Origin of the sequence: Bacillus sp. FSL W7-1354 (assembly GCF_038002405.1) — a bacterium.
Classification (GTDB): Bacteria; Bacillota; Bacilli; order Bacillales; family Bacillaceae; genus Bacillus; species Bacillus paralicheniformis.
Genome location: NZ_JBBOCL010000001.1, coordinates 535,322 through 559,891, shown reverse-complemented (window position 1 = coordinate 559,891; position 24,570 = coordinate 535,322). Strand labels below are relative to the sequence as shown.

Annotated in this window: 30 protein-coding genes and 1 riboswitch; of the genes, 14 read left to right on the top strand and 16 right to left on the bottom strand. The window is 42.6% G+C overall.

The features are described 5' to 3' along the window. Positions 1-114 precede the first annotated feature (114 nt). The 4 genes from stoA to MKZ04_RS02975 form a co-directional block, all read right to left on the bottom strand. On the bottom strand, positions 115-606 hold the full coding sequence (gene stoA / locus MKZ04_RS02990; RefSeq protein WP_023857302.1) for an endospore biogenesis thiol-disulfide oxidoreductase StoA: 492 nt from the start codon (positions 604-606) through the stop codon (positions 115-117). A gap of 63 nt (positions 607-669) precedes the next feature. Continuing rightward, positions 670-2,010 (bottom strand): polysaccharide biosynthesis protein, encoded by a 1,341-nt coding sequence (locus tag MKZ04_RS02985; RefSeq protein ID WP_020451170.1) that lies wholly within the window; start codon positions 2,008-2,010, stop codon positions 670-672. A 179-nt stretch (positions 2,011-2,189) separates the two neighbouring features. Continuing rightward, positions 2,190-2,798, bottom strand: coding sequence for a cell wall hydrolase (locus tag MKZ04_RS02980; protein WP_020451169.1), 609 nt, complete (start codon positions 2,796-2,798; stop codon positions 2,190-2,192). Between the two features lie 229 nt (positions 2,799-3,027). Continuing rightward, on the bottom strand, positions 3,028-3,246 hold the full coding sequence (locus tag MKZ04_RS02975) for a hypothetical protein (protein ID WP_371268714.1): 219 nt from the start codon (positions 3,244-3,246) through the stop codon (positions 3,028-3,030). Between the two features lie 142 nt (positions 3,247-3,388). On the opposite strand from MKZ04_RS02975, the gene MKZ04_RS02970 reads away from it, so the two are divergent. Beyond that, on the top strand, positions 3,389-3,577 hold the full coding sequence (locus MKZ04_RS02970; RefSeq protein WP_003181225.1) for a YkvS family protein: 189 nt from the start codon (positions 3,389-3,391) through the stop codon (positions 3,575-3,577). A gap of 316 nt (positions 3,578-3,893) precedes the next feature. On the opposite strand, the gene MKZ04_RS02965 is transcribed toward MKZ04_RS02970, so the two are convergent. The 3 genes from MKZ04_RS02965 to MKZ04_RS02955 form a co-directional block, all read right to left on the bottom strand. After that, entirely contained in the window at positions 3,894-4,748 is an 855-nt protein-coding gene (locus tag MKZ04_RS02965) for a DUF1672 family protein (RefSeq protein WP_020451167.1), read from the bottom strand. Positions 4,749-5,116: 368 nt separating this feature from the next. Then, entirely contained in the window at positions 5,117-5,470 is a 354-nt protein-coding gene (locus MKZ04_RS02960; protein WP_020451166.1) for a hypothetical protein, read from the bottom strand. A 526-nt stretch (positions 5,471-5,996) separates the two neighbouring features. Beyond that, complete coding sequence (locus tag MKZ04_RS02955; RefSeq protein ID WP_023857304.1) at positions 5,997-6,341, bottom strand: DUF1433 domain-containing protein; 345 nt, start codon at positions 6,339-6,341, stop codon at positions 5,997-5,999. Positions 6,342-6,391: 50 nt separating this feature from the next. Here MKZ04_RS02955 and MKZ04_RS02950 point away from each other — a divergent pair, with 50 nt between their 5' ends. The 5 genes from MKZ04_RS02950 (at position 6,392) to MKZ04_RS02930 (ending at position 10,335) form a co-directional block, all read left to right on the top strand. Further along, positions 6,392-7,819 (top strand): phage hydrolase, encoded by a 1,428-nt coding sequence (locus MKZ04_RS02950; protein ID WP_020451164.1) that lies wholly within the window; start codon positions 6,392-6,394, stop codon positions 7,817-7,819. A gap of 11 nt (positions 7,820-7,830) precedes the next feature. Further along, positions 7,831-8,163 (top strand): hypothetical protein, encoded by a 333-nt coding sequence (locus MKZ04_RS02945; protein ID WP_020451163.1) that lies wholly within the window; start codon positions 7,831-7,833, stop codon positions 8,161-8,163. 555 nt (positions 8,164-8,718) lie between these two features. Continuing rightward, on the top strand, positions 8,719-9,201 hold the full coding sequence (locus MKZ04_RS02940) for a DUF2975 domain-containing protein (RefSeq protein WP_020451162.1): 483 nt from the start codon (positions 8,719-8,721) through the stop codon (positions 9,199-9,201). A 10-nt stretch (positions 9,202-9,211) separates the two neighbouring features. Then, entirely contained in the window at positions 9,212-9,433 is a 222-nt protein-coding gene (locus tag MKZ04_RS02935) for a helix-turn-helix domain-containing protein (RefSeq protein WP_020451161.1), read from the top strand. Between the two features lie 110 nt (positions 9,434-9,543). After that, positions 9,544-10,335, top strand: a complete 792-nt coding sequence (locus MKZ04_RS02930; RefSeq protein WP_023857306.1) for a DUF817 domain-containing protein — start codon at positions 9,544-9,546, stop codon at positions 10,333-10,335. Between the two features lie 295 nt (positions 10,336-10,630). Here the strand turns inward: MKZ04_RS02930 and MKZ04_RS02925 are convergent, their stop codons facing one another. Next, the gene (locus tag MKZ04_RS02925) at positions 10,631-10,777 is read right to left on the bottom strand and encodes a hypothetical protein (RefSeq protein WP_020451158.1); all 147 of its coding nucleotides are present in this window, start codon (positions 10,775-10,777) and stop codon (positions 10,631-10,633) included. A gap of 63 nt (positions 10,778-10,840) precedes the next feature. On the opposite strand from MKZ04_RS02925, the gene MKZ04_RS02920 reads away from it, so the two are divergent. Together MKZ04_RS02920 and MKZ04_RS02915 are read left to right on the top strand one after the other, a co-directional pair. Then, positions 10,841-11,971 carry a response regulator aspartate phosphatase gene (locus tag MKZ04_RS02920; RefSeq protein ID WP_020451157.1) on the top strand — a complete coding sequence of 377 codons (1,131 nt, stop codon included), beginning with the start codon at positions 10,841-10,843 and terminating at the stop codon, positions 11,969-11,971. Beyond that, positions 11,961-12,086: a hypothetical protein gene (locus tag MKZ04_RS02915; RefSeq protein WP_023857307.1), complete on the top strand. Its 126-nt coding sequence runs from the start codon at positions 11,961-11,963 to the stop codon at positions 12,084-12,086. The genes MKZ04_RS02920 and MKZ04_RS02915 overlap by 11 nt, the downstream gene beginning before the upstream one ends. A gap of 655 nt (positions 12,087-12,741) precedes the next feature. On the opposite strand, the gene queF is transcribed toward MKZ04_RS02915, so the two are convergent. From queF to MKZ04_RS02890, 5 genes are all read right to left on the bottom strand, one after another. Next, the gene (queF, locus tag MKZ04_RS02910; RefSeq protein ID WP_009328607.1) at positions 12,742-13,239 is read right to left on the bottom strand and encodes a preQ(1) synthase; all 498 of its coding nucleotides are present in this window, start codon (positions 13,237-13,239) and stop codon (positions 12,742-12,744) included. 21 nt (positions 13,240-13,260) lie between these two features. After that, positions 13,261-13,992, bottom strand: coding sequence for a 7-carboxy-7-deazaguanine synthase QueE (gene queE / locus MKZ04_RS02905; protein ID WP_075213208.1), 732 nt, complete (start codon positions 13,990-13,992; stop codon positions 13,261-13,263). After that, positions 13,985-14,425, bottom strand: a complete 441-nt coding sequence (gene queD / locus MKZ04_RS02900; protein ID WP_023857309.1) for a 6-carboxytetrahydropterin synthase QueD — start codon at positions 14,423-14,425, stop codon at positions 13,985-13,987. Before queD ends, queE begins: the two co-directional genes overlap by 8 nt. A 2-nt stretch (positions 14,426-14,427) precedes the next feature. Continuing rightward, positions 14,428-15,087 carry a 7-cyano-7-deazaguanine synthase QueC gene (gene queC, locus MKZ04_RS02895; RefSeq protein ID WP_020451152.1) on the bottom strand — a complete coding sequence of 220 codons (660 nt, stop codon included), beginning with the start codon at positions 15,085-15,087 and terminating at the stop codon, positions 14,428-14,430. Positions 15,088-15,225: 138 nt separating this feature from the next. Continuing rightward, positions 15,226-15,270: riboswitch (PreQ1 riboswitch) on the bottom strand. A gap of 81 nt (positions 15,271-15,351) precedes the next feature. Continuing rightward, complete coding sequence (locus tag MKZ04_RS02890) at positions 15,352-16,389, bottom strand: YkvI family membrane protein (RefSeq protein ID WP_020451151.1); 1,038 nt, start codon at positions 16,387-16,389, stop codon at positions 15,352-15,354. 220 nt (positions 16,390-16,609) lie between these two features. Here MKZ04_RS02890 and MKZ04_RS02885 point away from each other — a divergent pair, with 220 nt between their 5' ends. From MKZ04_RS02885 to motB, 3 genes are all read left to right on the top strand, one after another. Further along, positions 16,610-18,706, top strand: a complete 2,097-nt coding sequence (locus MKZ04_RS02885; protein ID WP_341045270.1) for an ATP-dependent Clp protease ATP-binding subunit — start codon at positions 16,610-16,612, stop codon at positions 18,704-18,706. 198 nt (positions 18,707-18,904) lie between these two features. Then, positions 18,905-19,708 (top strand): flagellar motor stator protein MotA, encoded by an 804-nt coding sequence (motA, locus tag MKZ04_RS02880; protein ID WP_065644013.1) that lies wholly within the window; start codon positions 18,905-18,907, stop codon positions 19,706-19,708. Continuing rightward, the gene (motB, locus tag MKZ04_RS02875) at positions 19,701-20,480 is read left to right on the top strand and encodes a flagellar motor protein MotB (protein ID WP_328066564.1); all 780 of its coding nucleotides are present in this window, start codon (positions 19,701-19,703) and stop codon (positions 20,478-20,480) included. Before motA ends, motB begins: the two co-directional genes overlap by 8 nt. A 23-nt stretch (positions 20,481-20,503) precedes the next feature. On the opposite strand, the gene MKZ04_RS02870 is transcribed toward motB, so the two are convergent. Then, the gene (locus MKZ04_RS02870) at positions 20,504-20,959 is read right to left on the bottom strand and encodes a MarR family winged helix-turn-helix transcriptional regulator (protein WP_020451147.1); all 456 of its coding nucleotides are present in this window, start codon (positions 20,957-20,959) and stop codon (positions 20,504-20,506) included. A gap of 237 nt (positions 20,960-21,196) precedes the next feature. Between MKZ04_RS02870 and MKZ04_RS02865 the strand changes: the two genes are divergently transcribed. Next, positions 21,197-22,708 carry a PAS domain-containing sensor histidine kinase gene (locus MKZ04_RS02865; protein WP_020451146.1) on the top strand — a complete coding sequence of 504 codons (1,512 nt, stop codon included), beginning with the start codon at positions 21,197-21,199 and terminating at the stop codon, positions 22,706-22,708. A 58-nt stretch (positions 22,709-22,766) separates the two neighbouring features. Here the strand turns inward: MKZ04_RS02865 and MKZ04_RS02860 are convergent, their stop codons facing one another. After that, positions 22,767-23,009 (bottom strand): aspartyl-phosphate phosphatase Spo0E family protein, encoded by a 243-nt coding sequence (locus tag MKZ04_RS02860; protein WP_020451145.1) that lies wholly within the window; start codon positions 23,007-23,009, stop codon positions 22,767-22,769. A 218-nt stretch (positions 23,010-23,227) separates the two neighbouring features. On the opposite strand from MKZ04_RS02860, the gene MKZ04_RS02855 reads away from it, so the two are divergent. Together MKZ04_RS02855 and fosB are read left to right on the top strand one after the other, a co-directional pair. Further along, positions 23,228-23,545 carry a YkvA family protein gene (locus tag MKZ04_RS02855; RefSeq protein WP_023857313.1) on the top strand — a complete coding sequence of 106 codons (318 nt, stop codon included), beginning with the start codon at positions 23,228-23,230 and terminating at the stop codon, positions 23,543-23,545. Continuing rightward, on the top strand, positions 23,532-23,996 hold the full coding sequence (fosB, locus tag MKZ04_RS02850) for a metallothiol transferase FosB (protein ID WP_026579806.1): 465 nt from the start codon (positions 23,532-23,534) through the stop codon (positions 23,994-23,996). The genes MKZ04_RS02855 and fosB overlap by 14 nt, the downstream gene beginning before the upstream one ends. A 27-nt stretch (positions 23,997-24,023) precedes the next feature. On the opposite strand, the gene MKZ04_RS02845 is transcribed toward fosB, so the two are convergent. Next, on the bottom strand, positions 24,024-24,560 hold the full coding sequence (locus tag MKZ04_RS02845; protein ID WP_020451142.1) for a 1,2-dihydroxy-3-keto-5-methylthiopentene dioxygenase: 537 nt from the start codon (positions 24,558-24,560) through the stop codon (positions 24,024-24,026). Between the last annotated feature and the right edge of the window lie 10 nt (positions 24,561-24,570).

Sequence of the window (24,570 nt, the reverse complement as noted above, 5' to 3'; positions counted from 1 at the left end):
CCTTTTCTATTTCTCATTATAGCACGGCTTTCTACGTTTTCAAATAATAATTATTATAATTTCTTCATGATATTAATTATCATTTAGATTTCAAAAAAAAGCTGAACCCCCGGCTCAGCTTTTCCCTGCCCATTCTTTCATTTGTTCCACAGTAATGGGTCCGACAACCGATTTCTCCAGCTCTCCTTTTTCGTTAAAGAAAAATGTTGTTGGAATCGTCATGACATTGTAGGCTTTCATCATTTCGCCCTTTTTGTCAAAAACGATCGGAAATGTCAGCTTGTTTGCTTTAATAAACTGTTTCACCTTCTGTTCGTTTTTTTCGGCATTCAGCAGATTCACGGTCACGAGCTTTACTCCGGATTGCTTGCTTTCATAGTAGGATTGGAATCGCGGAAGCTCTTCACGGCACGGCGGACACCAGGTCGTCCAAAAATGAACGATCGTCTTTTGGCCTTCGGCGGGAATGACGACGCGCTGCCCCTCCACCGTGTTCATCTGCATGACTGCCGGAGAAGCATGTTTTGCAGAGGCCTGCGGCTGAAATACGAAGGCTCCGAAAAAAAGCACCAGGATGAGCGGATAAATAAGACTGATTCTTCGCATATGAACTCCCCTTCTTTTTAGTATTAGCTTCCCCGCAAAAACCAAAACTATGAAGAGGGTCAATCAGCGGCTTTCAATTCTCGGAGATCGGGATTTGTTTGTCAAAAAAAGCGTGACGCCCAGCTCTTTGCAAATCGTCACATAATGCAGCGCCGTCAGCAAAATCATTCCGGTATTCATCGCTAGGATGATCCCCGTCATCTGCAATGTCTGCATGGATCCGAGAACATACATCATCAAAAACGACAAAACACTGGCCCATACATTATGATAAAAGGCATCTTTGGCCAACCCCATTCCGATTAAACAGGCCTGAAACGGCATGGCAAAAAAGTGAAATAAAAAATACGGCCACAGCATTTTCAGGTAAAACGACGCCTTAACCGAATCGAAAAATAAGTGGGTCAGCGGCTCTGCAAAGTGATACATCACCATAACGGACGGTATGCCGTAAAACAGCGTGATGAAGATCGCCTGTTTAATCCGTTTGATCACTCTTTCGTATTGTCCGTAAGCGTAGCTTTCGGAAATGCTCGGGATCATGACGACCATCAGTGAATGGGCGATGAAAGCCGGAAAAAAGCCGATTGTCATCGCCACCCCCGAAAGCATGCCGAACTGGTCGATGGCCGATGTTCTCGATACGCCAGCGGCAAGCAGCGTCCCCTTCACCAAAAAAGGTTCAACTGCGTTTGTCACAGCGTGAAAAACGCGCAGCCCTGTCGTCGGGATCGAAACAGTGAGCAGGCGCTTTAAAACATCATTTCTCCGCAGGTGGATCTGCTGCCCTTTTTGAGCGGCGCGCCTGACCAAAACAAACTGAGAAAACAGATAAACAAACACGACCACTTCACTTGCAACAAGGACAAACAACGAGATCAGAAGAGAAGTATCCAATTCAAAGGAATACCATTGAAAAAATAAAAACAAGCCGATGAGCTGAAAGATTTTTTTCAGGGCATTCGCCGTTGCGATTTTACCCATTTGCTGAACGCCCATGAAGTAGCCTCTCGCGATCGACGTAAAGGCAACCGTAGGGATCATCCCGATCACAAGCCCTCTGATCAGAGGGTGGTAAGAATCAAAAACCGGAATAAATGGAAGAATGATCACTGCAGCTGCCGTGGAAAAAACCGTGCAGACCGCAGTCATCCGCAATGCATGTTTCAGCATGCTTTCGTGCAGCTTCGGGGTGGACTCGGCGATAAACTTCGATATCGATACAGGCAGCTCAAGGCTCGCAATCACCACAACTAAAAAAATGGAAGGCAAAACACTCATGTAGAGCCCCATGCCATGCTCGCCAAGCTCCCGTGCAAGAATCATGTTGATGACAAATTCAAGACATTCTGCAAAAAAAGCAGCTAGCGAAAGAAGAACAATTCCTTTTACAAAACGGTTCATGAGGTCTCTCCTTGTCTCACGGGTTTATCCCATCATATGAGACAAGTCTAAAAATTATTTTCTTTTTCATTGAAAATTGATTTTCATAAAGTATCAAAAACAAATTTTTTCTTGGGGGGTGAAAAGTGAGAAAGAATTGCATATAAAAAGCAGTCAAGGCGGATGGCCCTGACTGCTTTTTAGATCGCAAAGACATGATTGCCGATGCGCTTCACGACTTTTCTTGTTTTAATCCAGTCATCAGAAGCGATGTCGGGATTATAGAAAAATAAAGCGTCTGTTTCTTTTTTATTTTGATCTACCGCTTCTTCCACAGCTTCAACTGATTCGCGGTCTGCTTTTTTCTCGATGCTGCCGTTTAGAACGGGCTCAAAAGCGTTTCTTTGATAGATCACGCTTTTTACGCTGTCAGGAAATCGGCCGTCTTCCACCCGGTTCAGGACGACATTGGCAACAGCCACTTTTCCTTCAAATGACTCGCCTTTCGCTTCGGCATGTACAAGCCTTGATAAAAGATCTTTTTCTTTATGTGAAAGATCCGTCGTCTCTTCATCAGCTTCTTCTTTTTCCTGCTCCTCTTCAGCCGGCAGATGCGCGGCTTCAATGAAGCTTTTTTCATCTGTTAATTGAAAAGCAGGATTTTCTTCCTGTTTAAGGCTTTCCATCAGCCGTTCCATTTCCTGTTTATCTTTTTTCGAGAACAACATGACAGCTTGAGCATGTTCGATTCTTGCTGCCGGCAGCATGCAGATTAAAAACGCAGCTAGCGCAGCAAATTTCGATTTCATTTCCTTCCTCCTTGTCAAATCTTCATCGAAAAAAACATATGTTTTACACTAACAAGACGAATCGCTGATTTCATTGCCAAAATGTTGGCATCCCTTCCATCAAACTGTCCGGTTGTCACATTATTGCAGACGGCCGGACGATTTCATGCAGAGAATACCAAAATCTCCAGAAACATATGGCTTCACACAAATAAAAAAAGCTTTCTCAGCCGGTCTGAGAAAGCCTTTTTCAGCTTCTTGCCTCTTTCATATATTGAAATATAATATCTCCGCCATGCTGGGCAATGCCGCGAAAATGCTTAAAATCTTCCTGCTTTGTTAAGATGGCTCTGAAAGAAAGAAAATCTTCTTTTTTTACGTGGAGTTCATGAATGCTCCCTGACCTTAATTGCTCGATCTGATCGATGGCATTTTGCTCTGTCACCTGTTCTCTCCCCTTTTCTCTCATCATCTTTAACTAATTAACTATAACATTAAGTCACACCGGGTACAACAATAGTGATGCCGCTTCCCAAATTGCTTTACTTCTCCAAGAAAATATTGCAAAATACTTTCAATAGGTTAATTTACTTTAAAGGAGAGGAAGTCACTTGAAAATTGCAAAAGTCGGGAACGTCATCGAATTTAAAAACGGACTCACCGGAATCGTAGAGAAAGTAAACGAAAACTCTGTGATCGTCGATGTTACGATTATGGAAAACTACAGAGACTTGGAACTGGACTCCTTAACCGTCGTCAATCATAAAAACTATAAAATTATTAAAGATTCCCTGCATTAATCAGCCGCCCTTTACAGCACATATTCACGATTTCCACGCAGCTTTATTTCCACAAGTTTTTCTGCAAAAGGAAAAACCGTCTGCCACCCGGGTCCGGCGGTTTTTTTCCTCTGTTCCCTGCATCGTCCCGAAGAAGTTTGTGAAGCATCGCGCCGCGCCGTAATCGATGCCGCTTTTTGATTGAACAGCTGAAAAAACCGGCGACCGTGCGGAATGAAATGAAATACCCGACCGCTTTCCGGCTCCTTAAAACATTATTTTAAAATAGATCTCCGTATCAGTACATTTTCAATTTCATGATCAGTTTAGGAAGACATTATCGTCCAAGCGTGCTTTTTCTTGGATTAAATCCTAAGTTTTTATCGATTCTATTGTCATTCAAGTAAATGCTGTAAGTCCCTGGTGCCAGCTCTTCCATGTCTTCAATATCCTGCACCACTTGATTATAAATGCGTTCACTTGGCCTTGTATGTGCTTTTTTCATATATAAATTTATATTGATATCACATGATTTTGGGGTGATTTCTTCATCTTCTAATTTTTCCTGCCAGTCTTGTTTGCTTCTTTTCGGGTTTTCTAAATATGCTGAATAAAGGTCATCCTTCCAATCAGCAGTTAAAGAAACAGCATAATAAGGCGTCTGATATCCCTTACCGCTTGTGTTATCAACGGCTGCCTGCGTTTTGCCTACAATCGGCTCTTCTTCTGTTAGCTTCTCTAAATAGTAATCTAGCGCGGCAAATTCGTCTTCAAAAGCCAATGCGTATATCGCGCTTGTAATCGAGTCTTTCACGTCCAACTCCGATGAACGGATCGCGTCAGTCTGCACCTCTTTCTTGTCCAAATCAATTTTAATTTTTGCACTTGTGTAGAAATGCAATTTTCCGACCGATTCAGCATACACAGTAACAAATCCATGCCCTCCGACAATGTTATGGACTTTTACCTTTGTTCTATATTGATCCAAGAAATAATCTTTTACGGTTTTTTCAACCTCATCTCGATGCGCTTCCGCGATCTCAGCGGTTTCTTTCTGATAACCCCTGCTCTGAATATGAAAATCTTGTCCTGTGTAATCTTGGACGCTAATGTCAGACTCCTCTCTGTTCTGACATCCGCCTATAAATAAAAGTAAACCAATTCCAAGCGCTGCTGCTTTTTTATATTTCAAAACTGTATCCTCCAGTTCATACTGCAATAACCTTATACGTTTTTATTGAATCACGTTCCATGTTTGCTAATTATTAGGCACGCTTCATTATAAATCATTTGAAGTGTATTTTTGGTATTATGCATAAAAAATAAGACAATAGAACTAATAAAATTTGTGTCATTCTCGCTTTTTGAGTTCTTTAGTTCTAGGTAAAAGTTCTTTCCAAAAAGAATAGACGTGCAATGATGCACGCCTAATCAACATGAATATCTTTTTATTATTGTGAACTTGTGCGTTTTTGAAAGTGGTTTCCCGATAACCAACTATCATATTAAAGCTTTAATCCCTATAATCTTAAAATGAATTCACCTTTCGTTTATTACACTTCACACCAAACTCCGTAACAAATTATAATAAAGTGTTTTACAGCCTATTTCATCATGCTCGTTGTCTTCCCATCTTAAAAATGCCCAAAACTGTAATTTATCCATTTTTAAAGGAAACTTATGATTGATATACTCTTCTTCACAGTCCTTAATATGTGGAAAGTCAGCAAGTACCTCTGTACAAGCTACGCTCAGCATTTCTATTTCATCGTCTGTCGGTTCCCCGTTAAAATAGCCTTTCCAGTATAACGTTTCATTTTCTAACTTGACTGCGAGTCCCCTTAATTTGTATGGAATTGCCCCCAATAAAGCGTAATGGCAACTGATGATTAAATTATTCAATGCCGAATCCATATTTTCAATATTCACCTCAGTATATTAAGCTTTTTCTAAAGTATACCCTTCCTCACAAGATTGAGCTGAGCTAAATCGTTCCGGCTATTCATGGGAACGTTGTAGAAGTAAGGAAAAAGGTTCACTCATTTTAAAAGGGTTCTTTAATATCCGCAATCTTTTCTTTTATGGCGTACCCAAAACATCTATGACGGACTAATATCGACATCCTCATTAGGGAAATATCACGACAGGTTCATCAAAAATTAATATAGATTTCTCAGGGATCTGAGTTTAACGGGCACCGTTTATTTGGCTCCTCAGTCATTCGCTAACTTTCTCGTAAATCTCTTCGAAAATCTCTTTTTCCACCGGGTAAAGCTCACCCTTCATGCCTGTAACGATGTAATGCTTTACGGTAGGTTTAAAACAAATACTAGAAATGATATCACAACATTATTTATTATCAGGGGTAATAAAACTGATTAGTTAAACAAACGTGAGATAAAAATAGAAAAAAGCCCGCTCAATCGAGTCGGACCTTTTATTAATAATCGCAAATTTTATCTTTACATTCGGGCTTTCTTTCAGCATCGACTGTGAAGGACCCTACTTCGTCATTTGACTTATCATAAATACCCCATATTTTCTTTTGCTTATCACCATTTAGATACCCTTTAATATCAATTCCGCCCATTGGGTTCACTTCGTAGTCATCAGAATAATCAATTGACTTAATGTCCTCATAATTCGTTTTAATAAAGTCTGTCATTCTTTCCTTAGCCAAATTATAAAGCTCTTCTTTCTCTCTGTTATCATTTTGTTGCTTCATAAATATTCCTCCAAATGTTATAATGACCAGAGCAAGAAGGATAATTATGTATTTTTTCATAAAACCATCCTTTCCTCATAACATTTTACATAGTTTGCGGGGTTATGTACATGAATAAAAAGAGCGATATTCCTAATTTAACAGATAAGGATTATTATTTTCTTAGCCAAAACACATATAGTAGCAATAAAATGAAAGAAGCTTTCAAGGATAGAACACCTATAGAGAGTAAATCAAATAAGGCTTATTACGTTGATAAAATTAAAAGGGACTCTGACACCGGACTCGACGCGTATGTATTTGTTCAAGCGAAGAAAAAGGACGGTAAATGGGTTAAACCTGACACACCAAAAAACGTCGTCGTAGCCTTCGCGGGAACAGATCCTAAGAACCAATTCTTCCAAGATGTTATTGACGCTGACGGCGGGAACGTTGTAATGGGAATTGACCCGAAAAAGAAGGAACACTACATAGTCGAAAAAGATGCGAAAGATACTTCTAAAACACTCGGAAAATATAACGGAACTCCGACACAAGACTCGATGCTTAGCACCGGTAACTACAAGTTAATTACGAAAACGTCCCAAATCGGGCAAGCTGACAATCTGGTGCGGGAAGTTAAACAAAAGTATAAAGGCACCTCGACGGTCATTTCAACAACCGGACATTCTCTCGGCGGCGCAGAAGCTGAATACAGTGCGGTCAACAATAATGTCTATGCCGTAGCGTTTAACAGCCCTTCAATCGTCCACCTACACTCTGCGGAGCAGCAAAAAAAAATTAATAACGGTGAATATGACCGATCCATAAAATCGATTATCAACCCGGATGATATGGTCGGGGCCGGCTGGTGGAACGAGTATGACCGGCACAACGGTACGACAATTTATACGAAGGACCCTGAATTATCAAATGCGGTGCGCGAGGCGAGAATGCAGGGCGATGTATTCCAACAAATCGGGCAAAACGCTGGGTATTTCTTTCAGACCGCAATCTTAGGAATGCCTGATACGCATTGGGTCGGAAGTAATAACTTCACCTTCGACGAAAACGGCAACGTTCAAAATATAGAGGGCGATGAGCTCATTTATGACAAAAATTTAAAAGCGATGCTCCCACCGGAAGTTGCATCCGGAAGTGGCGCAATTAAAGTAACACCCGCCGTTGCCAAACAGCTCGCGCAAAAAGTAAATGCGATGATCAACGATCTGCGGACGATGAAACGCGAAGCCGAAAACGCTTATCAGGAACACGACGCCGAAATCAACGACCTGAAACACGATACCTACCGTCAAGTCGGCCACGGTTTATACGACAAGCTGACACTCGAAGATGTAAACAATACGCTGAAAAACCTGGCGCAGTCGTTTGACAAAAAAGGCAATCCGCTCTTTTACGATGTTCATGCCGAAAAAGCGTACATCGCCTCATTACAAAATACGATTTCAGATTTAGAAGACATCAGCAGGCACCTTGCTCAGATCGCAAAAGATTTTAAATCAAAAGATAAAATGCTGGCAAACTGGCTTAAGCTTTAGGAGATGACATAATGGAAAATTTCAATAAACTAGCCTCACTCAACAACTTAAACGGTGATCAAGAAGATACGCTCCTCATACGGCGCAATCAGCTTCAAATGCTGAAAACGGGCATGAGGGTATCAGCCGCAACGAAGCTTGAAGGCATTAAAACGACACTAAGACCGAAGTTTAAGATAGACGATATACAAAAAGAAATGAACAGCGTCTATTCATCGCTTCTCTACAGCTTTGAAGGAAAAGCGCAAGAGGCGCTTGCTCAACGAATCAGCCAAAGCGCCCAGCAGCTTATTAACACGGAGCAGGACGGAGAAAGTTTTGTGAATGGATTTAAGACGAGATGAAGGCGCCTTAATTGGCGTCTTATTTTTATTTAAATCTAACAACATTCTCTTTTCTGTTTTCACCACACTAATCGTCTTCGGTCTTCACCTCAAATAACTCCTCGACTTCAACCCGAGTCTTCACGTTATGGGCAAAGACATGCCAATCGGTAGCTGTTTTATTGTCTCCTTGTTGACACATATTCCTTTATGGTACGTTTGAGCTTTTTCACCCTAGGATTTATTTGACGATATGGTTCTGCTGAGTTCCGGTTAACTATCGCATAACCAGCGTTTTTCAATCCATTGACTGTCTCGAACCTGCGTTCATATAAGCTATCGTTCGAAAGACGCTTTAAGCTTGATCTTTTCGTTTGGCGGAAGCCGCAAAGGTCCAAAAGAGGTGATGTATACTCCGCTGACGTATTTCTTTGCATAGCTTTATAAACGCTTGTCTAAAATCAAAAAGATATCATACCATAACAACAACAAAATCACCTTTATCAATAATTTTTTATTGTAAAACGATAAATAATGTGTTAAATTCAAATCGACAAAATAAGTGAGGTGCTCTTTATGAAACGTGGATCAACACTCTTTTTAAAGATGGCTGTTATTCTTATTGGAATCCCAGTTCTTGCTTTGTGCATATTTTTCGTGCCGAAGATAGCGAATTTTGCAGCTGATTTGTATCCAGATATTTCTTATCTGAAATATCTCGTTTATATCGATTTGTATGCAGCGGCGATACCTTTTTACTTTGCTCTGTATCAAGCCTTTAAACTTTTAAGCTATATTGACCACAATAAAGCTTTCTCGAAATTGTCTGTACGGGCTTTAAAGAATATAAAATACTGTGCAATCACCATCAGTATTTTATTAGCGGCAGGCATGCCGCTCTTCTATCTCATCGCGGAGATGGACGACGCTCCTGGCATCATACTAATCGGACTGGTCCTTATTTTTGCTTCAATGGTTATCGCCGTCTTTGCTGCTGTTCTCCAAAGGCTATTGCAAGAAGCGATTGATATAAAATCAGAAAATGATTTAACAGTCTGAGGTGAAAACAATGGCAATTATTATCAATATTGACGTGATGCTTGCTAAAAGAAAAATGAGCGTAACGGAACTTTCTGAGAGGGTTGGAATCACAATGGCGAATCTTTCTATATTAAAAAACGGAAAGGCAAAGGCTATTCGATTATCAACTTTAGAGGCGATTTGCAAGGCTTTAGAATGTCAACCCGGAGATATTTTGGAATACCGAAGTGATGAAGACACCCATGATTAAAAATTTAGCCTATTCGGCGGTGATCTTATGCGCATACCCGTAAATCTGTTTAGCTGCAATACTAAGCTGGCCTCGCATATATTCAGAAAAAAACTTCGGAGGCACACATGATGAGAGCACTAAATCAACTCGTTCGTTTTGGTTGGGAGCAGTCCTTGTCATGTTTATTTCCTGTCGTTATTTTTGCCTCTTTGGCAATTACACAAATCATCCCTCTTCCCTTCCTGCCGCGGTATGACTGGCTGCTCATCATCTGCCTTCTCATGCAGTGGTGGATGGTGTATTCCGGGCTTGAAACAAGGGATGAACTAAAGGTGATCACATTGTTCCACCTTATTGGACTAGCTCTTGAACTTTTCAAGGTGCAAATGGGCTCCTGGTCTTATCCAGAGGAAGGTTACTCCAAAATCTTTGGAGTGCCTTTATATAGCGGCTTTATGTATGCAAGTGTCGCCAGTTATCTTTGCCAGGCGTGGAGGAGGCTTAAGGTTGAACTGGTTAAGTGGCCGCCGTTTTTCGTCGTTGTACCTCTTGCCGCTGCGATTTATTTGAATTTTTTCCTCCATCATTATTGGATTGACGTCCGCTTTTGGTTATCTGGACTTGTAGTAATTGTCTTTTGGAAATCATGGGTCATATACGAGGTTAATGGAATTCGTTACCGTATGCCGCTCGCACTTTCTTTTGTGCTCATCGGATTTTTTATATGGATAGCCGAAAATATCGCAACGTTTTTTGGAGCCTGGACATATCCAAACCAAACCAGCGCGTGGAGTCTCGTTCATCTAGGAAAAGTGAGTTCATGGCTCTTACTAGTGATTGTCAGCTTTCTAATCGTGGCCACATTAAAACTGGTTAAGGAGAAAGATTCCACTAGAGTGGATGCCGGTCAATTTTTATAACTTATTTTAAAGGGTATCAAAGAGCTATGGGACCTGTTGCAGACATCAATAAAAAATTTTCTTTAAGCTGATCATTCACATATCGAATTACTCCTTTAGTAGGTCATAAGGCTTGATCACCAAGATTCATTTTCCTGGAGAAAACGTTGAATCCTCCGTCCTCTTACGTATCCTATTAGTTGGAGATCGTTGGCGAATGGATTACGAAATAAAAGGATATGATATTACAGTGGTATACGATTATAAGGAATAACCGGACGGTCTTTATGGCCGGTGAGACAACTGCGATTATCCGCTATTCAAGAGCCCGGTGAAGGACGAAATTTACCTTCGGATGCTGCAAATGTGGCATAAATAAGAGCATATAGAATTCAGGCGCCTTAACAGGCGTCTTTTTGTATTGCTTTAATTGCGGTATGCCGAAAATTTTTTCATTTTTCAACCTATTATCTCCCTAAGTATAGTAATATATTTACAAAAAGGAAATAAAAAGGGAGAGGTGAAAGTGAAACAGTTAATACCCTCGTCAAAAGTCGGAGTGAAAATCCACGAATGGTATAAAATGATAAGAGAGTTTAGTGTACCGGATGCAGAGGCTTTAAAAGAAGAAGTAGAGAAAGAAATTAATCAAATGGAAGAGGATCAGGACTTACTCCTTTACTATCAGTTGATGTGTTTTAGACATCAATTAATGTTAGAATATTTAGAACCTACTAACAAAAGAAAACAAGGACAATCAATACACGAATTGTTGGCCCAAATCGAGGAGCCTCGAAGAGATTTAAATGGCCTCCTTAGTTACTACTCATTTTTCTTTAGGGGCATGTATGAATTCGAGAAAAAACAGTACATCAAAGCGATAGAGTTTTATCGAAATGCAGAAAAGCAGCTATCTATCATTACTGATGTTATAGAACAAGCCGAGTTTCACTTTAAAATGGCTGAAGCGTACTACATCATGAAACAGACGCATGTGTCCATGTATCATATATTAAGAGCCTTTAAAATATATAATAATCACGAACTCTACAAAGTCCGTAAAATCCAATGTTTATTTGTAATCGCGGGTAACTATGACGATTTAATGTGCCACGACAAAGCCTTACCCCACCTGGAAAACGCACTCGAATTAGCGATAGAGATTAACAATAAAAGACTTATTAGTTCTGCCTATTTCAATATAGCCGATTGTCATGAATGTATGGGGGACATTGATACAGCGGTTGAATATGCTGAAAAAGCCGTAGAGATTAACCTAAAAGAAGAATATAACAACCTACCACAATCATTGTATTACTTCACTCAACTTCTTTTTAAGCAGAAAAACTACGAGCGCGCAATCGAGATATTTCGTATTGGCAAACAAACGGCTCGAAAATTCAATGATACCCTATTCACTTCCCTATTTGAATATCTTGAGGCCTTATATATCTATTCTGTGAATAAAGAAGAGATTTTAGAGGTATTTAAATACTTGGAGGAGAATAAAATATTTGCATACATAGAAGAGCTTTCGCTTGAAGTCTCCAACCAATACCTTGAAAGAAAAGACCACAGAAACTCAATCGAGTTCCTTCAAAAAATGATGTATGCGCAAACACAAATTAAAAAAGGGGAGTGTTTATATGAGTATTAAAAAGCTCGTTATTCCCATTTTAGCCGCCGCGATATTAACGATGGGCATTAGCGTTGTTTCAGCAACCGACCAATCTGACGGCGTATATCAAATCGCTACCCGCAAGCAAACGTAAGAAACGCCCCGCATTGGGGCGCTTTTTCATGTCTACAGTTTCTTAACGTTAAACATCGTAATAAACTTCTTATCAGCTGTCGATAAAATACGGTAAGATTATCGTATACCATTCCGACTCAGTGCCAACCTTCCTTTACAAATACTTCAACGCTCCTCCCGTCTATAACGATCGATTGCTTCTTTCGTAAGCTCTCCAACATCTTCACGTTACATATTTGTGTGTAAACGTCAGAATGAGACATGCTCTTGACACTATGTTTTAATCGCCGCTCTTCGTCTCTCCTGTATATACCTCCCATCCCCTCCTCAAAGTCAGAATAACTAAATTTTTATGTTTAAAGAAAAAAACAGAAAACATCTTTTTAACAGGAGGACAAAGCTATATTTTTTCACGAATTAATGAACAAACAAGACTAAAAACAGATAAATACCGAACGCTAGAGCATTCGCAGTTAACGACGAACTGACAAGCGGAGACGTTAACGAGGCGAGTGACGACGAAGTTTCCTCCTCTTTACCCTTCAATTAACAATTCGAATCGTATTTCATATACCCGGACTAGCATTCGACCAATACGCTGTAATTGTTCGTGGAAATTTCGAACAAAAAAGACGCGTAACAATACGCGTCTCGGTCACACAGCGATGCACCTCTTACCGATTATCAATCGTCTCCGGATACAGATCATGATTCATCATCCGATACTCGGCCATTTTTTCATACTTTGTACCGGGCTTGCCGTAGTTTGTGTACGGGTCGATCGAGATTCCGCCTCTCGGGGTGAATTTGCCCCAGACTTCGATGTAGCGCGGGTCCATCAGCTCAATTAAATCGTTCATGATGATGTTCATGCAGTCTTCGTGAAAATCGCCGTGATTTCGGAAACTGAAGAGATACAGTTTCAAAGACTTGCTTTCTACCATTTTTTTATCAGGGATGTAGCTGATATAGATCGTAGCAAAATCGGGCTGTCCGGTTTTCGGGCACAGGGATGTGAATTCAGGGCAGTTGAATTTCACGAAGTAGTCCCTGTTTTCGTGTTTATTCGGGAAAGACTCAAGCACTTCCGGAGAATAGTCAAACAAATAATTGGTGCCTTGATTTCCAAGAAGGGTTACGCCTTCGAGTTCTGAATCTTTTCTTGTGGTCATCATTCATCTTCCTTTCTTCAATCAAACGCCTCGTTTGTTACCCCAGATCAGGGTGTGGAGCTGCGGGAGAACGCGGACGCGGTTCAATTCAGGGTCGCGCGTGACCGCTTCTACCAGCTGTTCATACTTTTGAAGCAGCCGTTCGACGAGCCGCACTTGGTCTTCTGTATGAACGTCGTCATTTCCGACTTGGAGAAAGAACGGGACATCAGGATAACGCTGGTGAACTTGCTTTGCAAATTGAAGGTCTTCCGCCGTGAATATGACGACCTTCAAACTTGCCGCTGCCGCCCGGCCGTGCTCTTTCAGTTTTTCAACAATATGATCAAGCTTGTTAAAATCGGTTTTCATATTGGAGCTCGGCGGCTTTGGCGAAATTGTTAAATCATCGATTCCGGCAAACCAGTCTTGATAAAACGTCCCTTGCGTCTCAAGCGCTGTCCGTATACCGTTTTCTTTTAAAAGGGAAATCAGTCCGTCCAGCTGTTTTAAAAGCGCCGGGTTGCCTCCTGAAATCGTAACGTGCGAGAAGGCGTTTCCGCCGATGTCTTTAAGAGATTCGTATACTTCTTCCGCGGTCATCCATTTGATGTCTTTTTTCGCCGAACCGTCCCAGGTAAAAGCTGAATCGCACCAGCTGCACGAATAGTCGCAGCCGGCTGTTCTGACAAACATCGTTTTTTGCCCTATGACCATCCCCTCTCCCTGAACCGTCGGACCGAAAATTTCAAGTACGGGAATCGGCTTAGCCATTATGAACACCCGGTTTCGGACGGTAGACGACATAGCTTGTCGGCGTTTCCCTGACAAACACCTGAACGCAATGCGGACGGTTTTTGAGATCTTTCAAATAAGCCTCTGTTTTATCGTAAATCGTTTTCGCCACCACTTCTGTCGAAGGGATCCGATCCGCGCTTTCACCCGAAAATTCCTGATGGTCATTTAAAAGCGTATGATCGTATTCCCCGTGGATCAATTTTTTAATGGTGCTGAAGTTGACAAGGAATCCTGATTCATTCAATTCATCCCCGGCAATCGTGATATTGATTGTATACGTATGGCCGTGGACTCTGCTGCATGCGCCCGCATCCTCTCTCGGAATAAAATGCGCGGCTGACATCTGCATATCTTTATTTAGTTCAAAAGAGTAAGGATGGCTTGGTTGCGGGTAAATTTGTGTAAGCACTGTTAAGCTCGCTCCTTTTTCATTTTCATATATTCATTGTAGCCATTCGCCCGAAGCTTGCAGGCCGGGCATTCGCCGCAGCCGTCGGCAATGATTCCGTTGTAGCACGTCAGCGTCTCGTTTTTCACGAAATCAAGCGCATCAAGCTCATCGGCGAGCTCCCACGTTTCCGCCTTGTTCAGCCACATCAGCGGCGTGTGGATGACAAACGGGCGCTCCATCGCCAAGTTGACAGTGACATTGCAGGATTTGACGAACTCATCCCGGCAATCCGGATAGCCGCTGAAATCCGTCTCGCATACACCTGTTATGATGTGCCGCGCGCCGACCTGGTAGGCGAGGATCGAAGCGAACGATAAAAACACGAGGTTGCGTCCCGGAACAAAAGTGGACGGAAGTTCGCCTTCTTTCGCCTCAATCTCGATATCATCCCTTGTCAAAGCATTCGGCGCGAGCTGATTTAACAGTTCCATATCAAGAAGGTGATGCTTGACGCCAAGCTTTTCAGCGATCTTTTTCGCGACTTCGATTTCCTCTCGGTGCCGCTGATTATATTGGAAGGTGACCGCTTCCACCTCCTGAAATTGCCGAAGCGCCCACAAAAGGCAAGTCGTACTGTCCTGACCGCCGCTGAATACGACGATCGCTTTTTCCTGTTTCATAATTCCTCCTTCTCCGCTTTTCGTCAGTATTTCATAAAAGAAGAGATTCATTGATATCTAAACGAAAAAACACCTTTCTCTGTGAGAAAAGTGTTCTAGCAAAAAAACAATAAAAAAGGCCATACCCCAAGGATACAGCTTTCCTTAGTTTTTTATAGAGGGTTTTGCTAGAACCTCTCCCGCAGTTTCAAGCGGATTTTGTTTCAATTTTCCTTCGCCATCTTATCACAAATCGCACGTTTCGCCAAGTGCAATGCCTGCCATTCAACGCTCAGGCACCCTTTTGACGATCAAAAAGAATATAAAGACGAGGCTCAGCTGGCCGAACAAAGGATAAATGGTCGATATCAGCTTTCCGTAGCCGATTTGTCCCGTCAAGTAGATTGTCAGCAGGATGAACATAAATACATACAGGCTTTTCATATGAAGATATTCATTAATCTGCTTTTCAAGACCATATAAATTGCCGATGACCGATGTGAAGACTTCCCCGAAAATGATAAACAGATAGATGATATGGACAGAATGCTGGACAATGAATACAACCTGTGCCATCGGAACTTCGTATAACAGGACATCAGGCAATGTTGAAAGAGACAGAAAGCTCGCGATCAACACAAGGGTAAGCAGACACCCTCCGATTAATGCTCCTTTTATAATGAGCCGTTCAGATTTCAGTTCAGAAGCGATCGGCACGAGAACCGCCTGTGCGAGCGACAAATTAAAAGCGCCGTACGAAACAGCGGATAAAATCCAATCGGGTTTTGCCGCCGAGAATGCCGCCAAATTGTGGATCTCCGGCCCTCTGAAAATAAACGAATCAAACAGGACGATGACTGTGAACAGAAGCAGCAGCGGAACGACAATGACATTGACGCCGAATATCCCTTTAACGCCCTTCATCATGACAAACAGACTCAAGGCAATCGTCGCAATCATCCCCGCTTGGTTTGAAAAGCCGAGCTGTTCCTCAAATATCGCCCCCGCTCCGGACAGCATGACAGACGTCACACCGAGCAAAATCACGAGCATGAAGACATTGACAAATTTCCCGAGCGTATGGCCGAATAAATATTGATTCAGCTCCTGATAAGATTTGGCATTGATTCTGACCGCAATCAGCATCATTTTTGCGCCGAGAAATGTAAACATCAGTCCGCTGATCAAAATTCCGGCTAATCCCGGCCAGCCGAATCTTAAAAAAAACTCGACGATTTCTCTTCCAGTTGCAAATCCGGCTCCGACGACCGTTCCTACATAAACAAATGCCAGCTGAAAGGCTGATCCATGTGATTGACTCATACGACTCCTCCGTAAACGAATTCCCTTTCTACACCATATGAGCCATGTCCTTTAAAAAGAAGGACAACTTCTCACTCAGGAACAAAAAAGAAAAAGCATAGAACTTGAAAGTCAAAGAAGGTCAATGTATACTAATAGTCAGAAATGGTCAAACTACAGACCATTTTTTCAAAGTCAATTGGTCAAAAAAGGTCAAATACAATAAAGGGGGTTTTGGCAAATGCGTTGTCAACATTGTCAAAAAAATGAGGCGACGATTCGCCTGAACATGCAAATCAACTTTACAAAAAAGCAAATGGATTTATGTGAAGACTGCTATAAAGAGCTGACTCAGCCTTCTATGTTTTCAGGAAATCATTTTTTTGGCGGAGGAGGTTCTTTCTTCAGCCAGCCATCACAAGCGCAGACGCAAACCGCTGCCAAAAAAGGCTTGCTCGATGAACTTGCCGTCAACTTAACGAATGCCGCAAAGACAGGCTTGCTCGATCCGGTGATCGGCCGCGATGATGAAGTGGCCCGTGTAATCGAGATCTTAAACCGCAGAAATAAAAACAACCCTGTCTTAATCGGTGAACCGGGCGTTGGTAAAACAGCCGTTGCTGAAGGACTTGCTCTCAAAATCGCCGAAGGCGATGTTCCAAATAAATTGAAAAACAAAGAACTCTACCTGCTTGATGTCGCTTCCCTCGTAGCAAACACCGGCATCAGAGGACAATTTGAAGAAAGAATGAAACAGCTGATGAAAGAGCTGAAAGAACGCAAAAACGCGGTCTTGTTTATTGACGAAATTCACCTTCTTGTCGGAGCAGGCTCTGCCGAAGGCTCCATGGACGCCGGCAACATTTTAAAACCTGCGCTTGCCAGAGGCGAACTGCAAGTCATCGGCGCGACGACGTTGAAAGAATATCGCCAAATCGAAAAAGATGCAGCATTAGAGCGGCGCTTCCAGCCGATCATGGTGCATGAACCGACAATTGAGCAGACCGCGGCGATTTTAAACGGGCTGAAAGAAAAATACGAAGCGTATCATGATGTAACTTACACGGATGAAGCGATCAAAGCCTGCGTCGTTCTGTCTAGCCGCTATATTCAGGACCGTCATCTTCCCGATAAGGCGATCGACCTTTTGGATGAAGCCGGTTCAAAAGCGAACTTGAAAATCGACACGGTCAGCGGTGAACAAGCTTCCCAACGCCTGAAAGAAATCGAAGCGGAAAAAGCTAAAGCGCTGCAGGAAGAAAACTATGAGCTTGCAGCAAAGCTCCGCGATGAAGAAGAAGCACTGCACAAAAAAATGGAAAACCATGCGGAAGAAAAACGGGCAACCGTTAAAGCTGAAGACATTCAAGCGATCATCGAACAAAAAACCGGCATTCCGGTCGGCAAGCTTAAGCACGACGATCAGAAGAAAATGAAAGAGCTTGAAGCAAACCTTTCAAGCCGCGTGATCGGTCAAAAAGAAGCCGTAAAAAAAGTGGCAAAAGCCGTCAAAAGAAGCCGCGCCGGCCTGAAATCAAAAAACAGGCCAGTCGGTTCATTCCTGTTCGTCGGCCCGACAGGTGTCGGTAAAACAGAACTTTCTAAAAGGCTTGCGGAAGAACTGTTCGGCACGAAGGATGCCGTCATCCGCCTCGATATGAGCGAATACATGGAAAAACACGCCGTATCGAAGCTGATCGGTTCACCTCCTGGATATGTCGGCCACGAAGAAGCCGGACAGCTCACCGAAAAAGTCCGGAGGAACCCGTACAGCATCGTTTTGCTTGATGAAATCGAAAAAGCCCATCCCGATGTTCAGCACATGTTCCTGCAAATCATGGAAGACGGACGTCTGACAGACAGCCAGGGACGGACGGTCAGCTTTAAAGATACCGTCATCATTATGACAAGCAATGCCGGAGTATCTGAAAAGCGGACAACCGTCGGTTTTAACCGGGAAGAACAAGTAATGGGCGAACAATCAATGATCGATTCCCTAAGCAGCTACTTTAAGCCGGAATTCCTGAACAGATTTGACAGCATCATCGAGTTCCAGCCGCTCGAAAAAGAAGATCTGGTCAAGATCGTCACTCTCTTGCTGGAAGAGCTTGAAGAAACGTTAAAAGAGCAAAACATGACGCTTGAAGTTTCAGATGAAGCAAAAGAAAAAATTGCTGAAATCGGATACCATCCGGCCTTCGGCGCCCGCCCATTAAGACGAACCATTCAAACAGCAGTCGAAGATCAAATGACCGATCTGCTGCTTGAAGAAGAACACATTAACGGTTTTGCGGTTATCGTTGAAAACGATGAAATCTTGGTGAAACCAACCGCATAACACACATAACGGCCTCCAATTGCGGAGGCCGCTTTACATACAACGTAAGAATCACAAAAATTCTATTTTTTAACATTAAATAACCCTAAAGTCCCTTTTCACCATGATTTTGAAACAATTTAAGAAACACCCTAAAGTTCCTATCACGCAACACCGATATTAACGATAGAAAAGTTAGTTAAAGGAATTGGTGAAAAAATGGACAAAACATCGTTAATTGGAATCATCTTAGCTATCATCGGAGTAGGTGTCGGCATGGTCATGAAAGGTGTCAGCCCTTCCGTTCTCGTCAATCCCGCGGCATGGCTGATCATCCTTGTCGGTACAATCGCAGCAGTTGTGATCGCTTTTCCAATCCGCGAGATCAAAAAGGTTCCCAAACTCTTCGGCATCTTGTTCAAAGAGAAGAAGATGATCGAAATCAACGAATTGATCCCGATGTTTTCCGAGTGGGCACAAATCGCAAGACGTGAAGGACTTCTCGCTTTGGAAGCAAATTTGAATGAGATCGATGATGAATTTTTGAAAAACGGCATGAGCATGGCAGTAGACGGCCAAAGTGCCGAATTTATCAGGGACGTTTTAACTGAAGAAGTTGAAGCAATGGAAGAAAGACATCAAGTCGGAGCGGGCATTTTTACCCAGGCGGGCACATACGCGCCGACACTCGGCGTTTTGGGCGCTGTTGTCGGACTGATCGCAGCGCTTGCGGATATGAGCGACACTGAAGCGCTTGGACATGCGATCAGCGCCGCTTTTGTCGCGACCCTTCTCGGGATCTTCACCGGATATGTACTATGGCATCCTTTTGCCAATAAATTAAAGCGGAAATCCAAACAGGAAGTCAAAGTCCGCGAAGTCATGATTGAAGGCATCCTTTCGATCTTGGAAGGCCAAGCGCCAAAAGTCATTGAACAAAAGCTTTTGATGTATGTCTCTCCAAGCGAACGCTCCAGCATCGTCATCCCAGAAGGAGACAAAGGAGACAGCAACAATGGCTAGAAAAAAGAAGCACAAAAAAGACCATGAAGAACACGTGGATGAGTCTTGGCTCATCCCATATGCCGACCTGCTGACACTGCTTTTGGCCTTGTTCATCGTACTGTTTGCCATGAGCTCGATCGACGCCAAGAAGTTCGATATGCTGTCTAAATCATTCAATGCCGTATTTACCGGCGGAACAGGAATGATGGATTATTCCAGCTTCACCGAGCCGAAAACGAGCACAACCGAAGATGGAAAAAGCCCTGACCAAGCAAAAGATCTCTCTCAAGATCAAAAAGAAAAAGACAAGCAGTCGCTGAAAAAAATTCAGGAGCAGGTCAACCGGTTTATTAAAGAGAAAAGTCTTGAAAAACAGGTCAATACGAAGCTGACAGACGAAGGCCTCCTCCTTTCCATCGAGGATAATATCTTTTTTGATTCCGGAAAAGCGGAGATCCGCCAGCAGGACATTCCGCTGGCCAAGGAAGTATCCGACCTTCTCGTCTTGAATCCGCCCCGCAATATCGTAATCAGCGGACATACGGACAATGTGCCGATTCGAAATTCTCAATTTAAATCAAATTGGCATTTAAGCGTGATGCGGGCAGTCAATTTCATGGGGCTTTTAATCGAAAATCCCAAGCTTGACGCCAAGATATTCAGCGCGAAAGGCTACGGAGAATTTAAACCGATCGCTTCAAATGACACCGAACAAGGAAGAAGGAAAAACAGACGCGTTGAAATCCTCATCCTGCCGATCGGCCAGGAAAACTTGAATAAAAAAGAATAGGAAGCTGCCTTTTGGCAGCTTCCTTATTCTTTGCCCTTATAAATATTTCTTGCGTTCAGTCCGACTTTTTTCAGCATTTCGATGCAGGCTTCTTTCTCCTCATCGCTTAACACGCTGATCATGTGGTGAAGCTCTTCTGCATGACCCGGAAAAATCTTCTCCAGGAGCTTGGTGCCTTTATCTGTAATTTGCGCATAGGTCACCCTGCGGTCGGTCGCACAGGCTCTTCTCGCGATCAGCTCCTTTTGCTCAAGCTTGTCAACCACATATGTAATACTCCCGCTCGCCAGAAGAATCTTATCCCCTATTTGCTGAAGGGGCTGATCCCCTTTATGATAGAGGAGTTCTAAAACGGCAAACTCGGTTGGATTCAGACCATGATGATGAATATGTTTATTCATATGATCATTAATGGATCTGTACGCTCGAGATAATACAATAAATAATTTCAAGGACTGTTCCTGTTCTCTATTACTCATATCTCTCATCTCCAAAGAAACAACTACAGGAAAACATTAATAAACTATGAGGAAAATGTCAACTGTTAACATTCAAACCATGTTATGATGAGTAGGAATCGAACATCAAATAGATATATCCGGAAATTCCCCGGTATTGTGTCCTATTTTCACGGTATTGGTTATCTTTTCTATAAATCGGCTCTCACTAGTGATATAATACCCCTATTCCTGTATCGATTGGGAGAGAGTAAAAATATGCGCAATTTGAAAAATCTATGGAAGAAAGTCAGGCTTTATTTGATCTTGGTGATGATCCCCGCCTTCATTATAAGCTTTTTTGTATACGAACAAGAACGAGAAAATATCACTGAAAAGCACCGTCAGACTGCGACTCTCATGCTCAATATTCACCGCAACCAAATCAACTACCTGATCGGCGAAACAGAAGCAAGGCTCAGCTCCCTTGCCACGGCCCTCAACCACCCTGTTAATGAGCAGCATATCAAACGAATCCTGACGGAAACGTATAAAAAAGAACCGCGTTTTTCGGCTTTATACCTTTTAAATAAAGACGGCGATGTCATGGTAAGCACGTCTCCCGTCAAAGAAAAAAAGAAGGTTTCATACAAGAACATTCTGCAAAAAGCGGAAAAATCAAAGAAATCCGTGATCACAGACGATATACATACAGTGTCGGACAGGCTGGAGCTGAATATTTTTACTCCTGTCTATGACAGCGAAGGCAGAACGACAAATTTTCTGCTGGCTTCGATCCGCGTCGATTATCTGAAAAATATCATGAACGTCCTGAGCCCTGAGCTTTATATCAAAATTCTCAACCAGAAGAATCAGATTGTCTTTACAGCAGGCCATTCTCCTCCTGAGAAGCCGGACGGCGGCACCGTCGATGCTTTTTTGGATCAGATCGACTGGAAGCTTGAAGTTTATCCGGAACCGGTCCAGCTTGATGAAATCGTTCACAGTCTTCTGCTGTCATTTTTAAGTATTTTCATTCTGCTGAATATTATGTTCCTCATGCTCCAGTATGTGCTGCTGAAGCGGCGGACCAAGCAGGAGCGCGCCCAAAATGAAGCCCAGAAGCTCGAATTAATCGGCACCCTGGCAGCGAGCACCGCTCATGAAATCAGAAACCCGCTGACAGGTATCAGCGGCTTTATCCAGCTCCTGCAAAAAAAATATCAATCAAAAGAAGATCAAATGTATTTCTCAATCATCGACCAGGAAATCCGGAGGATCAACCAGATTGTCAGCGAGTTTCTCGTGCTCGGAAAGCCGACGGCAGAGCAGTGGCAGCTTAACGCCATGAATGAAATGATTGACGAAATCATGCCGATTATTCATTCTGAGGCAAATTTATATAATGTGGAAGTGGAATTTCAAGACTGTGGAGAAGACCCGGCTTATGTGTATTGTAAAAAAGATCATATTAAGCAGGTTGTCTTGAACGTCGCCAAAAATGCTCTTGAATCGATGAAAAACGGCGGAAAGCTGCTCATTCAAATCGAACATCATCAAGAGAAGGCGCAAATTATTGTGAAGGATATCGGAGAAGGCATTCCAAAAGAAATGATGGAGAGTATTTTCCAGCCTTTTGTCACGTCAAAGGAAAAGGGAACCGGACTCGGCCTTGTCGTGTGCAAGCGCATCATTTCCATGTACGGGGGAACCATTCAGATCGAAAGCGAACAGCATAAAGGAACGACTGTAACGATTACGCTGCCGACTTCAAAGGAACAGGTTGACTGAGGCTTCCCCGTTCCTGCAAAGAGCCTGCCTTTCACGGCAGCTCTTTTTCGTTCAGTCACTATGCCGTATATTTTTCAACGGTCAGACAGTCGATGCAGCCTAAAAAATCCTGCAGCAGATGGTCCGACGCATTTTCATTCATAGACAGTTTTTGATATTCATAAATTAATTGATCCAGCTCCTGGCTCCGCCTGATCGTTTCATCCCCTGTAAATCCATAGATTTCAGCGGCTTCAACCATCATTTGCCGCTTCTTGCTGATGGAAACGAGCAATGCTTCTTTTTCAACATAATTTTGCATACGCTTCACCCCTTACCGACATATCGTTTCTTAGAACCATCCAGATTTTGCGTACTTGAGCATTATTACAGATTATACTTATTTTGTAAACCTATTTCTCAAAAAATTATTTTGAAATCGAGTATAATAGAATTGTGGAATTAAAGGTGTAATACCCCTCGATGAAATACGGCAAACACCTTTAAAAGAGTTCATGAGGATAGAAGGAGGTCTAAATGATGAAAAAACCAGTGTCAAGGCTCCGAACCATCTTTGCCGTGAAAGAAGCGTATTCAGGCCTCTTATTGTTTTTCAAGGCATTTAGAGCCTGGAGAAAGGGAGACTTCCCCTTATTCCCGAAAAAAACGATTTTACTGGCCGCGCTGGCATTGATTTATGTGCTGTCTCCGATCGATTTGATTCCCGATGTTCTCGCAGGTGTCGGCTGGCTTGATGACGCGGCTGTGCTCGCTTTTCTATTCAGGCAAATCACCAAAGAGCTGGACGGATTTGAAATACATCTAACGGGAGGAATAAACGGCAATGGCAAACAATAATATTCTCGGTATCAATCATCTCTTGTTTTCAGTCTCTGACCTGTCCGTCTCTATTTCATTCTATGAAAAGGTGTTTGATGCCAAGTGGCTCGTAAAGGCCGAGAAAACCGCTTATTTTGACCTGAACGGCATCTGGCTCGCATTAAACGAAGAGAAAGACATTAAGAGACAGGAAATCCATGACTCTTACACCCATATCGCCTTTTCGATTCAACAGGAAGATTTGCCGTTCTGGGAAAAGAAATTATGCGATTTAGGTGTAAACGTGCTAAAGGGCAGAAAACGGCATGAAGGCGACAAAGATTCAATTTATTTCTCAGATCCGGACGGCCATAAGTTCGAGCTTCACACCGGCTCTGTATTTGACCGTCTTCAATACTATCAAAATGAAAAACAGCATCTCTCCTTTCATGAAGGCCACATCAAGGCCCTTTATGACAGAAACAAATAAAAAAGCGTCCACACGGACGCTTTTTCATTATCGGCTCACACTCTCTTTCTCATAAATCGGCACCCAGCCCTCTGTCGTCACAAAGATTCTGACAGCCACGACTTTTCGGTCTTCCTGAAGCGTGAAATAATGGCGGGTGTTTTCAGGAACGGAGATCAAATCTCCCGGATTTAAGAGGACATCAAAAAATGTGCCGTCTTTTCCTTCTATCGCAAAGATGCCGTGGCCGCTGACGATAAATCTGACTTCATCGTCTGTATGATGATGTTCCTGTTTGAAATTTTTCAAGAGCTCATCGAGTTTCGGATTTTGGTCGGAAAGCGAGATGACATCGCTCGCTTTATAGCCGCGGCGTTCTGAAATGTCTTTGATTTCAGCGGCAAAGACGTCTAAAATCTCCTGTTTCTCTTCATCAGTCAAATCGTATTTTTCTTTTAAGCCGGCCGGCAGCTTTGTGATATCCCATTTTTCATAAATGACCTCCTGCCCCTTTAGAAATTGTTCTACTTCTTCCTGCTTTTCAATGGTCGTGTTTTGTTCATCATGGATTCGAATTGTCGCCATGCTTTCTCCC

Coding starts and splice junctions, on each gene's coding strand:
- stoA (WP_023857302.1), bottom strand. CDS start 606: ATGCGAAGAATCAGTCTTATTTATCCGCTCATCCTGGTGCTTTTTTTC.
- MKZ04_RS02985 (WP_020451170.1), bottom strand. CDS start 2,010: ATGAACCGTTTTGTAAAAGGAATTGTTCTTCTTTCGCTAGCTGCTTTT.
- MKZ04_RS02980 (WP_020451169.1), bottom strand. CDS start 2,798: ATGAAATCGAAATTTGCTGCGCTAGCTGCGTTTTTAATCTGCATGCTG.
- MKZ04_RS02975 (WP_371268714.1), bottom strand. CDS start 3,246: ATGAGAGAAAAGGGGAGAGAACAGGTGACAGAGCAAAATGCCATCGAT.
- MKZ04_RS02960 (WP_020451166.1), bottom strand. CDS start 5,470: ATGGATTCGGCATTGAATAATTTAATCATCAGTTGCCATTACGCTTTA.
- MKZ04_RS02955 (WP_023857304.1), bottom strand. CDS start 6,341: ATGAAAAAATACATAATTATCCTTCTTGCTCTGGTCATTATAACATTT.
- MKZ04_RS02950 (WP_020451164.1), top strand. CDS start 6,392: ATGAATAAAAAGAGCGATATTCCTAATTTAACAGATAAGGATTATTAT.
- MKZ04_RS02945 (WP_020451163.1), top strand. CDS start 7,831: ATGGAAAATTTCAATAAACTAGCCTCACTCAACAACTTAAACGGTGAT.
- MKZ04_RS02940 (WP_020451162.1), top strand. CDS start 8,719: ATGAAACGTGGATCAACACTCTTTTTAAAGATGGCTGTTATTCTTATT.
- MKZ04_RS02935 (WP_020451161.1), top strand. CDS start 9,212: ATGGCAATTATTATCAATATTGACGTGATGCTTGCTAAAAGAAAAATG.
- MKZ04_RS02930 (WP_023857306.1), top strand. CDS start 9,544: ATGAGAGCACTAAATCAACTCGTTCGTTTTGGTTGGGAGCAGTCCTTG.
- MKZ04_RS02915 (WP_023857307.1), top strand. CDS start 11,961: ATGAGTATTAAAAAGCTCGTTATTCCCATTTTAGCCGCCGCGATATTA.
- queF (WP_009328607.1), bottom strand. CDS start 13,239: ATGACCACAAGAAAAGATTCAGAACTCGAAGGCGTAACCCTTCTTGGA.
- queE (WP_075213208.1), bottom strand. CDS start 13,992: ATGGCTAAGCCGATTCCCGTACTTGAAATTTTCGGTCCGACGGTTCAG.
- queC (WP_020451152.1), bottom strand. CDS start 15,087: ATGAAACAGGAAAAAGCGATCGTCGTATTCAGCGGCGGTCAGGACAGT.
- MKZ04_RS02890 (WP_020451151.1), bottom strand. CDS start 16,389: ATGAGTCAATCACATGGATCAGCCTTTCAGCTGGCATTTGTTTATGTA.
- MKZ04_RS02885 (WP_341045270.1), top strand. CDS start 16,610: ATGCGTTGTCAACATTGTCAAAAAAATGAGGCGACGATTCGCCTGAAC.
- motA (WP_065644013.1), top strand. CDS start 18,905: ATGGACAAAACATCGTTAATTGGAATCATCTTAGCTATCATCGGAGTA.
- motB (WP_328066564.1), top strand. CDS start 19,701: ATGGCTAGAAAAAAGAAGCACAAAAAAGACCATGAAGAACACGTGGAT.
- MKZ04_RS02870 (WP_020451147.1), bottom strand. CDS start 20,959: ATGAGTAATAGAGAACAGGAACAGTCCTTGAAATTATTTATTGTATTA.
- MKZ04_RS02865 (WP_020451146.1), top strand. CDS start 21,197: ATGCGCAATTTGAAAAATCTATGGAAGAAAGTCAGGCTTTATTTGATC.
- MKZ04_RS02860 (WP_020451145.1), bottom strand. CDS start 23,009: ATGCAAAATTATGTTGAAAAAGAAGCATTGCTCGTTTCCATCAGCAAG.
- MKZ04_RS02855 (WP_023857313.1), top strand. CDS start 23,228: ATGAAAAAACCAGTGTCAAGGCTCCGAACCATCTTTGCCGTGAAAGAA.
- fosB (WP_026579806.1), top strand. CDS start 23,532: ATGGCAAACAATAATATTCTCGGTATCAATCATCTCTTGTTTTCAGTC.
- MKZ04_RS02845 (WP_020451142.1), bottom strand. CDS start 24,560: ATGGCGACAATTCGAATCCATGATGAACAAAACACGACCATTGAAAAG.